Raw genomic sequence first — 11634 nt, forward strand, 5'->3', positions numbered from 1 at the left:
TATTTGGCTTTCGCCAAGCACTTACACCTATCGGTTATTCGTTCTGTTAAAGAGCAGTGCCTTCGCTGCGACCGCCGCCGGAACCTGTTTCGTTCGGCTGGTTTCGTTCGCTGCGTCAGCTGAGGAGCCGAACTATACGCCCGGGCCTCACCCTCGTCAACACCTTTTGCGAGAAAAATTGAAGGAAATTCGCAACAAAACCCAAAGAGAGGAGCAAGCCACTGAAAATTCAATAGATATGAAGAAGGGGTATCTTGATTCGCTGCAAACAAACCGTAATCTACCCTTCCCGGGACGCGCGGATGGCTACGCGCCCGCTGCCGATTCTGCTACGCTGGCATGCGTTTGGCACGCGATGTGCCTGCCGTGGACACTCTATATATGCTCAAATTTGATGTTCTGATTATCGGCAGCGGTCTGGCCGGGATGACGCTGGCGCTCCATCTGGCGGAAAAACGCAAGGTGGGCCTGATCACCAAGCGCGATCTATTGGAAGGCAGCTCTACCTATGCGCAGGGTGGTATTGCCGCGGTACTGGATACCGAGGACTCGGTAGAAGACCACATCCGCGATACATTGATCGCCGGCGCCGGGCTGTGCGACGAAGACACCACGCGTTTCATCGTCGAGCACTCCAAGGAAGCGATAGACTGGCTGATCAAACTCGGCGTGCCCTTCACCCGCGACGACGAGCACCAAACCGGCTACCACCTGACGCGCGAAGGCGGCCACAGCCACCGCCGCATCATCCATGCCGCCGACGCCACCGGCGCCGCCGTGACCAGCACCTTGGGACAGAAGATCAAGGCTCACCCGAACATCACCGAGCTGGAACACTATATAGCCATCGATCTGATCACTTCTCAGAAGCTGGGCCTGCCGGGCAAGCGTGCCTATGGTGTGTACGCGCTGGACAAACAGAGCGACGAAGTGGTGACCATTGCCGCCCAACACACCATCCTGGCCTCAGGCGGCGCCGGCAAGGTCTATCTCTATACCACCAATCCGGACACTGCCACCGGCGACGGCATCGCCATGGGTTGGCGCGCTGGTTGCCGCGTCGGCAATATGGAGTTCATGCAGTTCCACCCGACCTGCCTGTACCACCCGCATGCCAAATCCTTCCTGATTTCAGAGGCGGTGCGCGGCGAAGGCGGCATTCTGAAGCTGCCGGACGGCACCCGCTTCATGCCGCAGCACGATCCGCGCGGCGAACTGGCGCCGCGCGACGTCGTCGCCCGCGCCATCGACTTCGAGATGAAGAAGCACGGCCTGGACTGCGTGTATCTGGACATCTCTTATAAGCCGGCCCAGTTCATCAAGGAACACTTCCCCAATATCTACGCCCATTGTCTGGAATTGGGCATAGACATCACCCAGCAGCCGATTCCAGTGGTGCCCGCCGTGCACTTCACCTGCGGCGGCCTGGTGACCGACCTGGCCGGCCGCACCGACGTGACCGGCTTGTACGCCGTGGGCGAAGTGGCGCATACCGGACTGCATGGCGCCAACCGGCTGGCCAGCAACTCGCTGCTGGAATGCCTGGTGATCGGCAAGGCTGCAGCGGCGGACATTCTGGCGGCGGACGCCATCAAGCTGCCGGCCATTCCGGCCTGGGACGACAGCCGCGTCACCGACCCGGACGAGGAGGTGGTGATCAGCCACAACTGGGACGAGCTGCGCCGGGCGATGTGGGACTATGTCGGCATCGTCCGCACCAATAAGCGGCTGGAACGCGCGCTGCACCGCATCGATCTGCTGAAAGACGAGATTGACGAGTACTACAGCAACTTCCACGTCAGCAATGATTTGATCGAGTTGCGCAACCTGGTGGAAACCGCCGAGCTGATCGTCCGCTCCGCCATGCAGCGCAAAGAAAGCCGCGGCCTGCACTACAGCCGCGACTACCCGGACCTGTTGCCAGAAGCGCAAGATACGGTGCTGACGCCGCCCTCGCGCAGCGAATAAACCGCAGGAACGGCCATCGTCTTGATGGCCGTTTGTCATTTACCGCCCGCTTGACCGCCGACAGCCATGCCGCCATCAAAACCGTAGGCGACAGCCCGCGGAAGCAAACCACCGCCATCCCACAACCCGCCGGAGCTTGCTCCGGCTTTTTTATTGCAAACAAGAAAACAGGCCAGATCAACTTGCGCAGAAAACAATCAAAGCTGTAAATATCTATTAATTTACGAGAACTTGGCCAAGGCTGCGATATCGTATGTCATGACATGCCGGCCCGTCTCCCTGAGATCCGGCCCACATTGCTGGAGACTCAAAAATGATTTCGACATACAAACTGGCGGCGATGCTGGCCCTGGCCTTGCTCTCCCACCTGGCAGCAGCCGGCATCTTCAGCAAGAAAGACGCTTCGCAGGCCGCTGACGAGCCCAAGCGCGGTCGCCGCGTTCTGGAAAACCAGGCGCTGGGCCGCGCGCTGGACAAGAGGCCGATCGGCATCGCCGTGATCCGCCGCGCCGGCGACAAGGTCAATGACGCGCTGCCGTCCGGCCCATCGCTCAAGTAAACGATTACCCGCAAGGAAACGCACCATAATGAGAAACCGCTTCTGGAAAAACGTCACCATCATCACCGTGATCGCATTGCTGGTGATCTGCACCGGCTATCTGCGCATGCGCAGCTCGCTATTGGCGATGGACATCGGCGAAATGAACAAGAGCCAATTCTGGAAAGTCTCTTCGCTCGTCCTGCTCGACGGAGAGGAGCGCAGCGCCCTCTCCCACTTCACCTCGGACAAGGCCACCAACTGGCACAAGTTCTTCACGCTGGCCAGCGGCATGACCGTGCGCCAAGTGATAGAGAGCGGGCAGGCTGCGCAGATCTCCGCTTCCGGCGGTTCGCACTGAACCTGATAAGCAGGCTACTCAAACAAGCGGTTTGACTCGCGCCCCGTCCGGGCCATCCTCCACCGCATAGCCTTGATCCAGGATGGCGGCGCGCAGCGCGTCCGCCTCCTGCCAATTGCGCGCCGCCCGCGCCGCCTCGCGCGATTTCGCCAGCGCCAGCACAGCCGCGGGAATCTCCGCCGCCATCGCTTGCCAGCCATCCAAATCCAAGCCCAATGCGCGGTCGCAATGACGCAGCGTGGCTTTCTTGTCGCCCTCTCGGCACTTGCTCTTGACCAGCCCCCACACCAGCACCAGCGCGCGCGGCGTATTCAGATCCTGATTGATTTCAGCGGTAAACGCCTCGACAAAGGTGCCATCGACCTCGCCGCCTTCCGGCCAGGCCGCATACTGCCGACGCAGCTTGTCCAGCGCCAGGCTGGCGGCGTCCATGGCTTCCCAGCTGAAATTCATTTGCTTGCGGTAATGCGCGGTCAAGTTCAGGTAGCGATAGGCCAGCGGATCGTAGCCGCGGTCGATCAGCGTCTGCAGCCGTAAAAAATCGCCGCTGGACTTGGACATCTTGGCGTCATCAAGTTGCAGGAAATAACCATGCATCCAGAAATTGGCGGCGCGGGTGCCATGACAGCCCTGGCTCTGGGCGATCTCATTGCTGTGATGGACCGGAATGTGGTCCTCGCCGCCGCAATGGATGTCGAACCATGGCCCCAGATGCTTGGCCGACATCGCCGAGCATTCGATATGCCAGCCCGGAAAGCCAACGCCCCAGGGGCTGGCCCACTCCATCTGCCGCTGCTGGCCTGCCGGACTGAATTTCCACAACGCAAAGTCCGTGGCGCTGCGCTTGGCGCCCAGCCCCACGCGCGAGCCCGCCTGCAGGCCTGCGCGATCCAGCCGCGCCAAGCGGCCGTAATCATCCAGGCGCGAGGTATCAAAGTAGATGCCATCGTCGGTGCGATAGGCATAGCCCTTGGCCTCCAGCGCGGCGATATAGGCTATCTGCTCGGCGATGTGATCGGTCGCCCGGCTCCATAGCGTGGGCGGCAAGACATTCAGCGCGGCCAAGTCCTGCTGGAAAGCCTCGGTGAAGCGCGCGGCGATGTCCCAGGCCGAGGCGCCGCCAGCGCGCCGGCTGCCCGCCTCCATCTTGTCCTCGCCCTCATCCCCGTCCGACACCAGATGCCCGACATCCGTGATATTGACCACATGACGCACAGCATAGCCATTGAACTCCAGCGCGCGGCGCAGCGTGTCCTCGAACAGATAGGTGCGCAGATTGCCGATGTGGGCGTAGTCGTAAACCGTAGGGCCGCAGCAGTACAGGCCGACGCGCTCCGCATGCAAGGGCGTGAACAAGCGGACAGCGCGGTGCCAGGTATCGTACAGATGCAGCTGCATGGTTTCTCCAGACATGAAAAAGGCCGCCGGTTGAAACACGCGGCGGCCAAGGATGGTGGAATGCGAATGCTAGACGCGCACGGTCCCCGGCCGTGCTGGACAACACGGTTGCAGGCGGGCGATCGGCATTTCATTCCTGTTCATGCTATCGATAGTACGGATCGATCATCATGCGGTCAATTGTCTACCCAGATTAAGTCTGGCAGGTGGTGGGAGTGAGTCTTGCATGATCCCTTGCGCGCAGCGTCCGCCGTCGCATGCATGGTTTGTTGTCGGCAAGCCAACACGCTCAGAACGGCAGAAACAGCTGCCTGATGTCTACGCTGGAACGACGCCCGACCTTGCCGCCATGCTGATCCATCCACGCCAGCGCAGCCTGCCGCCCTTCATCTCGCAGCCCGGCCAGAAACGGGCCATAGGTCAACGCCCGGCTGGAGGCATCCATGCCGGACAGCAGATCCTGCGCCTCGATCAAATGAAACCGCGCGGCCTTGAGCCGGCGCTCCAGCCAGCCGCGCCATAGCCTGGGCGAGTCGGCCATTTCCTGCAGCAGGGCGAACAAGCGCATCTCGCGCAGGAAGGCGCTGTTAAAGCCCAGCGTCGCCGCGCGGCGCTGAATCTCATCGGCGGTGCGCGGCGTGTCGCCATGACACATAGGCGCGAGCAACACCAGCAGGATGTCGTCGCTGCGGCAAAACTTGAACAGGGGGAACACCGCCGGATTGGCGGCGAACCCGCCATCCCAGTACGCTTCGCCGTCTATCACCACCGCCTGCTGTAGCGATGGCAAACAGGCGGAAGCCAGCAAGGCATCCACGCAGATATCGGCATTGCGGAACAGTTTCAGATGGCCGCTGTTGGCATGGGTGGCCGCCACGAACAGCTGCACCGGGGAGGCGCGACGGATGCGCTCAAAATCAAACAAGGATTCGATGATGGCGCGCAGCGGATTGTAATCGAGCGGATTGAGCTGATACGGCGAAAACCATTGCGTCAGGTGCCAGGCCATCCGCAGGCCAGGCGGGGCCTTTGAGTCTGGCCCCAAAGGCAGCGGCCGCGTCATTTCTTCCGGAAGGCTCTCGCCGACCTGGGTCCAGAAGGCGGACAGCGCCTCTCTCGCCTCGTCGGGACCGCCGCCGCTCAAGCCATGCGCCACGGCCACCGCGTTCATCGCGCCGGCGCTGGCGCCGCTCAAGCCATCGAATCGATAGACGCCCGCCTCCAACAGGGCATCCAGCACGCCCCAGGTAAAGGCCCCATGGGCGCCCCCGCCCTGCAAAGCCAAGCTGAGAGTAAGCTTGCCGCCCCGTCCGAGCATCGTCATCTCGCAATTGCTGCACTGCACAAAGCATGGCACAGCCATCGCTTGGACTCAAGGAAACCTGACTGGCGGCAAAACAACGGCGGACGCAAAGCAGCTGTCGAGTATCTTTCACATGACATGGAGCCCAGGACAGCCGCAAGGGCCGCCGCTATCCTGGCGGACAGCGCATGGCCCTTGCTTACGACTATGGGGCGTCAGGCCGACCTGCGCTCCTCGCATTGGCCAGCTTGGTCAACACGTCGGGGATGAACTTCTCGGCAAAGCCGAAGAAAAATCCCCACACCGCCATCTTGCCATAATCGGCTGCCCCGGCCAGATAGGGCAGGCAGCCGCCGTGGCCCGCGCCGGGACAAACCGTGCCGGCCTTGGGCTCGATATTGGGGATCAGGTCCCATGACAGAAAATGGCCGCCGATATCCGCCGCAAACGCATAGAAGCCGAGAATGCCGAACAGCACGCCGCTCAACAAGGCCAGGTACAGACTCCAGGAACCATCCATCAGCGTCGCGATGCCGGCGCTGGTCTGGCCGTTCAGGTTCTGCCCGGCATCCTGAATGCGCATCAAGATGCTGGTGAAGGAACCCAGTATGCCGAACAGGCCGGCCAAGGCCAGCGAGCTGGCCGAAGCCGACGGCGTCCAGAGAAAATAGCTGAACAGCGCCGCCGCCAGCAGCAGCGTGAACGCACCGAGATGCAGCCGCAGCCGGTCCAGCGCTCTCTCCCGCCGCAGCACTTTGAAGTAGCGCTGCTGCCCCGCCAGCACAACGCGGAACAGATCGTTGCGGCCCACGCCGACCGGCGCCGCCTCGCGCCAATGCGCGGTCAAGATGCCGAATTGCTCCTCTGTGGCCAGGCTCACCGCCAACAGCTCCAGTTCGAACAACTCCGCCCAGCTGTAGCCGTCCTGCGCAATCAGTTCGCGCGCGCGCTGCTGGTCGGCGGGCAGGCCGTATTGATACGGCTGCAGCGCGCGATGCAGGCCCTTGACCCGAATCACATAGCCTTTGGCATTGCGTTCCACATCCGCGCAGTCATGTTTATATTGTCGCCGCAGCTTGTCTCGCGGCAAATCCAGCTTGTCCCAAGGGCTGGCAAACCGATAGCCCGTGGTCGCTTCCGGGGGCGTTTCGCTCATGTCGCTCATCCTGCTCTCCGTTTTATGCCTGCGCTCAGGCAATACGCTGTTGCGAGCCATCCCGCAGCACATTCGGCGCGTGCTTGCGTTGGTTCTTGATCGAGACTGGGATATGACTGCTGCCGTTGAAGCGATCGGATCTGCCAGGCGCAGAACGGCTCTTGGCGCCTCCAGCATGCGCGAGGGAAAGGGCACAGGAGATGCGCCCCTCTCGGCCATCTGAATCATGCTGGTACTTGCGCCGCAGAGAGAAGCCAACCGCTCGCCATGGCTTCATGCTTGAATCATCATGCTATTGCATATAGCAAAGGGATATACCGAGCGCAAACCGCCACGGCGTGGCGACGCGGCCTCAAGGCACGCAAAACATCAGATGCCATCAAAACTTAGATGCGAAATGACAGAGCGGGCGTGCGGCAAGAATCAGCCGGGGCTTTGCAACAGCAATTGGCCAAACCGCGTTTCCACCCATTGAGCAGTTTTGCTCAAGGACATGCCCTGCAGCCACAGCATGCGCACGGACAGCCGCGGCAAAGCCAAGGCCGGGCAGGACAGCTGCTGCAATTGCTGCCGATAACTTTCATCCTTTGCCACATTGACCGGCAGGATGGCCCAACCCAAGTCATGCGCCGCCATCTCGGCGATGCTGTAAAAGCTGTCAGAGCGCCATACCTTGGGACTGTATGCGGTTTCGTTGACATCATCGGCATGCATCAGCAACTGGCGATGCCGCAGCAGATCCTTGCGGCTGACTGGCTGTTTCGCGGTCAGCGGATGACCGCTGGCCACAAACACGCCCTGCGCGACGCCGCCGACGCATCGCTGCTCGAAACCGGCGTCCACCGGCCCGCGGTCAAAGTGAAACGCCACCTGCGCGCGCTGCAAGGCGACATAATCGGCAACCTCGGCGGCCGTGCCGTTGAGCAAGGTCAGCTCCAGATCGGGGAAGGTCCTGGAAATTTCCCGGATCAGCGTGCTGACCGCGGTATAGGGCAGCGCCTCGTCCAAGGCCAGGGACAGCTTGGCCTCGCCGCCCTCGCTCAGAGAACGCGCGCGCAGATCCAGCGCCCGCGCCTGGCGCAACAGCTCTTGCGCCTCCATCAGCAGCAATTGGCCGGCATCCGTCAGTTTGGCCTGGTGCCGCGAACGGTCGAACAGCTCCACGCCCAAGTCGGCCTCCAGCAATCCGATGGCGGTGCTGACCGCCGATTGGGCCTTGCCCAGATGGCGCGCGGCGGCGCTGAAAGAACCGAGTTCAGCCGTCATCGCAAACTGCTGCAATTGATCTAGTGTCCATCGCATACGCGCATATTATCAATAAATCAGATGGATATGATCTTTTACCATCAAGAATGCTGAGGCAGACTGCGTTTTTTTCAAGCCAAAGCTCTCATGCATTTACGTCCCTGGTTATTCCTGTTTGCCGCCGTCACGGTCGAAGTCATCGGCGTCACCATCATGAAATGGGTGGCGGATTCGGGCGGCTGGTCTGCCCTGCTATTCATGTACGCCATGATCGGCCTCTCGTTCTTCTTCCTGGCAACCGCCATGAAATCGCTGCCGATTGCCTCTGCCTACGCGACGTGGGAAACGTTGGGACTGATCGCCATCACCTTCATCGGCTACCACTACTTCAGGGAAGAAGTCGGCACGCTCAAGCTGCTTGGCATGAGCGTATTGATCGCCGGCGTCGTGCTGGTGAACCTCAGCGCCAAGCCGGCGCAGGAGTAAACCGATGCAAAACGCTCAATGGATACACTACGTTTTCATGCTGCTAGCCATCCTGCTGGAAGTGGCGGCGAATATTTTCATCAAATACTCGGATGGCTTCCGCCGCCGCGGCTTCGGCGCGTTGGGCATCGCGTCGATTCTGGTTTCCTTTACCGCCTTGTCGCAGGCCGTCAAAGGCATAGATCTATCCATTGCCTATGCGATCTGGGGCGGCACCGGCATTTTTCTGACCACCATCGCCGGCTGGGCATTGTTCAAACAACACCTCAGCCGTCGGGGCTGGCTAGGCATCGCCCTGATCGTCACCGGGATGTCGCTGCTGAAGCTCGCATAGGGACCTTCAACGTTTGCCGAGCGGTCGCGCAGACAGGCAAACCATGGTAAGAACATAGCGCCATGTGCAAGCCGTGCTTTGCCTGCTGACTTCAACAAAGAGTATGCGACTGTGTCGACCAAGCTAGAAACCACGACCGATAGCGCGTGGGCGATTTTTTTGATTTTCCTGCGGCTGGGCCTGACTTCGTTTGGCGGGCCCATCGCCCATGTGGGCTACTTCCGGTCTGAGTTCGTGATGCGCCGGGCCTGGCTGAGCGAACACAGCTTCGCCGACTTGGTGGCGCTATGCCAGTTTCTGCCCGGGCCATCCAGCAGCCAGCTCGGCATCGCGCTGGGACTGTCTCGCGCCGGCGCGCGCGGGGCCGCCGCAGCCTGGTTGGGTTTCACCCTGCCATCGGCCCTGGCGCTGGCCTTGCTGGCAAGGGGCATGGCGGCCTGGGGTCAGGCCGCTCCCGCCGGCGCGCTGCATGGGCTAAAGATTGTGGCGGTGGCGGTGGTGGCCCAGGCGGTATGGGGCATGGCGCGTTCGCTATGCACCGATGTTCCGCGCTTTGGCATCGCCGCCGTTTCGGCCATTCTGGCGCTGTCCTGGCCAGCCGCGGCCGGGCAAATCGCTATTTTGGCGGCGGCGGCAGTGCTCGGATCGGCCTGGCTCAAGCCTGCCGACGATGTCGCGCGCGCGCCGCTGCCGATTGCCGTGCGTCGCCGCTACGGCGCGCTGCTGCTGGGTCTGTTTTTTGCGCTGCTGATCGGTTTGCCGCTGGCCGCCGGACTCTGGCCCAGCCTCCCGCTATCGCTGATCAACGCCTTCTACCGCGCCGGCGCGCTGGTTTTCGGCGGCGGGCACGTCGTGCTGCCGCTGTTGCAGGCGGCGGTGGTGCCGCCGGGCTGGGTGGACAACGAAACCTTTCTGGCCGGCTATGGCTTGGCTCAGGCCGTGCCGGGGCCGCTGTTCACCTTTGCCGCTTTTCTCGGCGCAGCCATCTCCGGCTGGCCGGGCGCGGCGATTTGCCTGCTCGCCATCTTCGCGCCATCGTTTCTGCTGGTGGCCGGCGTCTTGCCATTTTGGGAGTCGTGGCGACACCAGCGGCGCGCCCGCGCCGCGTTGGCCGGGGTCAATGCCGCCGTGGTGGGCCTGCTATTCGCCGCATGGTGCCACCCGGTATGGAGCAGCGCGATTTTCCAGCTGTCCGACTTCGGCCTGGCTCTGCTGGCCCTCTTGGCGCTGATGCGGTGGAAGCTCCCGCCCTGGCTGGTGGTGGCCGCCGGCGCCGGCGCGGCCTGGCTGTCCAGCTTGTCTTTCTGATGACAACCGAGCGAATCGAGGCTACTTCAGGTAAGACTTGATCACTTGCAGCACCACCGCCAGGTCTTCCTGACGGTGGGCCAGCTCCGGCTCGTTCACCAGATGCTCGGTCAGATGGCCTTCGATCACCGCGGCCATCAAACCATTGACCGCGCCTCGGATGGCGGCGATCTGCTGCAGGATCGCCACACAATCCTCTCCGCCCTCATCCAGCTGTTTTTCCAGCGCCGATGCCTGCCCTTGTATCCGTCTGACTCGCGCCAGCAATTTGGCTTTGTCGCGTACGGTATGCGCCATGTGCTCTGTTCCAAACTCAAAAAATATACTGGAGGGTAGCATATTTATACTGGGGGGCAGTATACTCAGCAGCGCAAAATGTCCACAGGAAACCGCTATGACCGAATTCTCCACGCTGTTGCTACAAGGCAATGCCTGGCTGTTCATCCCCAGCGCCATTGCGCTGGGCGCCTTGCATGGCCTGGAGCCAGGCCATTCCAAAACCATGATGGCCGCATTCATCATCGCCATCCGCGGCACGGTTGGACAAGCCGCGCTGCTGGGCCTGTCGGCGACGCTTTCTCACACAGCGGTGGTGTGGGCCATCGCCATGGCCGGTTTGTACTTTGGCCGCAACTGGAACGCCGAAGCCACCGAGCCGTATTTCCAGCTGGCCTCCGGCGCGCTGATTCTGGGCGTGGCCGCATGGATGATTTGGCGCACTTGGCGCAGTCAGCAGTCCGCGCACAGCCATGGGCATGACGATCATCACCATCATCACGACGAGGCCAAATTCATCGATACCGGCCATGGCGCCGTGCGGCTGGAGATATTTGAAGACGGCGTCCCGCCGCGCTTCCGCCTGTATCGCGATGGCCGCCATGGCCACGTCTGGCCTGCGGATCAAGTCCATCTTGAAACGGAGCGGGCGGACGGCGCCCGCCAGCGTTTCAGCTTTGCCCAGCGCGATGGCTTTGTCGAATCCGAGCAGGATATTCCCGAGCCGCACGCATTCGTCGCGCGCTTGCGGCTGGGCCACGATGGCCACAGCCATGACTACGATGTGGAATACATCGAGCACGGCCACGGCCATGCGGTGAAAGATTACGCCGGCCTGGATGTGTCGGCGCCGGGCTATCAGGATCCGCACGAACTGGCCCACGCCAACGACATCCGGCACCGCTTCGCCAACCGCGAGGTGAGCACCGGCCAGATCGTCATGTTTGGCCTGACCGGCGGCCTGGTTCCCTGTCCGGCCTCGATCACCGTGCTGCTGCTCTGCCTGCAATTAAAAAAGGTGGCGCTGGGCGCGGCCCTGGTGCTGTGTTTCAGCATAGGCCTGGCGCTGACCATGGTTGCCTCCGGGGTGCTGGCCGCCATCAGCGTGAAGCATGTTTCCCGCCGCTGGAACGGCTTTGGCGAGTTTGCGCGCAAAGCGCCGTACTTCTCCAGCGGCCTGATCGCGCTGGTTGGACTGTATGTTGGCTATCACGGCTGGATGACGCTGGCGTGATCGCATCAGCCGGCCAGTCAGCAACCA

The 11634-nt window shown here is 61.9% G+C and carries 14 protein-coding genes; 9 read left to right on the plus strand and 5 right to left on the minus strand.

From position 1 onward, the window contains the following. The 4 genes from JHD59_RS22825 to JHD59_RS16775 all read left to right on the plus strand — a co-directional run. Nucleotides 1–403, plus strand: a 403-nt coding sequence (locus tag JHD59_RS22825; RefSeq protein WP_233164304.1) for a hypothetical protein, incomplete at its 5' end; no start/stop codon positions are given. Continuing rightward, nucleotides 358–1968 carry an L-aspartate oxidase gene (nadB, locus tag JHD59_RS16765; protein WP_368671603.1) on the plus strand — a complete coding sequence of 537 codons (1611 nt, stop codon included), beginning with the start codon at nt 358–360 and terminating at the stop codon, nt 1966–1968. The genes JHD59_RS22825 and nadB, both read left to right, overlap by 46 nt. A 313-nt stretch (nt 1969–2281) precedes the next feature. Then, on the plus strand, nt 2282–2527 hold the full coding sequence (locus JHD59_RS16770; RefSeq protein WP_199155060.1) for a hypothetical protein: 246 nt from the start codon (nt 2282–2284) through the stop codon (nt 2525–2527). A 28-nt stretch (nt 2528–2555) separates the two neighbouring features. Continuing rightward, nucleotides 2556–2867: a hypothetical protein gene (locus JHD59_RS16775; protein ID WP_103320242.1), complete on the plus strand. Its 312-nt coding sequence runs from the start codon at nt 2556–2558 to the stop codon at nt 2865–2867. Between the two features lie 18 nt (nt 2868–2885). On the opposite strand, the gene cysS is transcribed toward JHD59_RS16775, so the two are convergent. The 3 genes from cysS to JHD59_RS16790 form a co-directional block, all read right to left on the minus strand. Beyond that, nucleotides 2886–4265: a cysteine--tRNA ligase gene (cysS, locus tag JHD59_RS16780; RefSeq protein ID WP_199155061.1), complete on the minus strand. Its 1380-nt coding sequence runs from the start codon at nt 4263–4265 to the stop codon at nt 2886–2888. 289 nt (nt 4266–4554) lie between these two features. Continuing rightward, nucleotides 4555–5589 carry a patatin-like phospholipase family protein gene (locus JHD59_RS16785; protein ID WP_233164306.1) on the minus strand — a complete coding sequence of 345 codons (1035 nt, stop codon included), beginning with the start codon at nt 5587–5589 and terminating at the stop codon, nt 4555–4557. Between the two features lie 184 nt (nt 5590–5773). Further along, complete coding sequence (locus tag JHD59_RS16790; protein WP_199155062.1) at nt 5774–6724, minus strand: hypothetical protein; 951 nt, start codon at nt 6722–6724, stop codon at nt 5774–5776. Between JHD59_RS16790 and JHD59_RS16795 the strand changes: the two genes are divergently transcribed. Further along, the gene (locus JHD59_RS16795) at nt 6723–6947 is read left to right on the plus strand and encodes a hypothetical protein (RefSeq protein WP_199155063.1); all 225 of its coding nucleotides are present in this window, start codon (nt 6723–6725) and stop codon (nt 6945–6947) included. The genes JHD59_RS16790 and JHD59_RS16795 overlap by 2 nt on opposite strands. Before the next feature lie 200 nt (nt 6948–7147). Here JHD59_RS16795 and JHD59_RS16800 read toward each other — a convergent pair whose 3' ends face one another. After that, complete coding sequence (locus JHD59_RS16800) at nt 7148–8026, minus strand: LysR family transcriptional regulator (RefSeq protein WP_199155064.1); 879 nt, start codon at nt 8024–8026, stop codon at nt 7148–7150. Nucleotides 8027–8116: 90 nt separating this feature from the next. Here JHD59_RS16800 and JHD59_RS16805 point away from each other — a divergent pair, with 90 nt between their 5' ends. The 3 genes from JHD59_RS16805 (at nt 8117) to chrA (ending at nt 10097) form a co-directional block, all read left to right on the plus strand. Further along, the gene (locus tag JHD59_RS16805; protein ID WP_199155065.1) at nt 8117–8455 is read left to right on the plus strand and encodes a multidrug efflux SMR transporter; all 339 of its coding nucleotides are present in this window, start codon (nt 8117–8119) and stop codon (nt 8453–8455) included. Nucleotides 8456–8459: 4 nt separating this feature from the next. Continuing rightward, nucleotides 8460–8789, plus strand: a complete 330-nt coding sequence (gene mdtI, locus JHD59_RS16810; RefSeq protein ID WP_199155066.1) for a multidrug/spermidine efflux SMR transporter subunit MdtI — start codon at nt 8460–8462, stop codon at nt 8787–8789. A 111-nt stretch (nt 8790–8900) separates the two neighbouring features. Then, nucleotides 8901–10097 carry a chromate efflux transporter gene (chrA, locus tag JHD59_RS16815; protein ID WP_199155067.1) on the plus strand — a complete coding sequence of 399 codons (1197 nt, stop codon included), beginning with the start codon at nt 8901–8903 and terminating at the stop codon, nt 10095–10097. 21 nt (nt 10098–10118) lie between these two features. On the opposite strand, the gene JHD59_RS16820 is transcribed toward chrA, so the two are convergent. Then, nucleotides 10119–10394 (minus strand): metal/formaldehyde-sensitive transcriptional repressor, encoded by a 276-nt coding sequence (locus JHD59_RS16820; protein ID WP_199155068.1) that lies wholly within the window; start codon nt 10392–10394, stop codon nt 10119–10121. A 97-nt stretch (nt 10395–10491) separates the two neighbouring features. Here JHD59_RS16820 and JHD59_RS16825 point away from each other — a divergent pair, with 97 nt between their 5' ends. Next, on the plus strand, nt 10492–11607 hold the full coding sequence (locus JHD59_RS16825) for a nickel/cobalt efflux protein RcnA (protein ID WP_199155069.1): 1116 nt from the start codon (nt 10492–10494) through the stop codon (nt 11605–11607). The last annotated feature ends 27 nt before the right edge of the window (nt 11608–11634 follow it).

Origin of the sequence: Chromobacterium sp. ASV23, from assembly GCF_016428945.1 — a bacterium.
GTDB classification, from domain to species: Bacteria; Pseudomonadota; Gammaproteobacteria; order Burkholderiales; family Chromobacteriaceae; genus Chromobacterium; species Chromobacterium sinusclupearum.